1 protein-coding gene is annotated in these 206 nt (G+C 66.0%); it reads right to left on the bottom strand.

Features of this window, described 5'->3' with window-relative positions; all coding sequences use genetic code 11:
* A partial coding sequence (locus EXE44_RS20120) for a twin-arginine translocation signal domain-containing protein (protein ID WP_137718167.1) occupies nt 1-206 on the bottom strand: 206 nt, incomplete at both ends.

Here is a 206-nt window from a genome sequence, read left to right as displayed (position 1 = left end):
TCGCGCCGGCGGCGGCGCCGGTCGCGGCGAGCGAGCGGAGGAAGTGGCGGCGGTCCATGTTGTCGTCGAAACTACGTGGTCGCTCGTAAATGAACCCCGCGCCTGGTGGCGCGCAGTGAACACGACCGGGAGAGTTCGAACATCGACCGTAGCGGCCAGAGACGAGGCGGTATTCGGGGTTTCTCGGATAGACGAACGTCCGGAAC

It is taken from the genome of Halorubrum sp. SS7 (assembly GCF_005435055.1).
Taxonomy (GTDB): Archaea; Halobacteriota; Halobacteria; order Halobacteriales; family Haloferacaceae; genus Halorubrum; species Halorubrum salinarum.
Note: the sequence above shows the minus strand (reverse complement) of the source record. Positions and strands in the feature narration are given on the sequence as shown.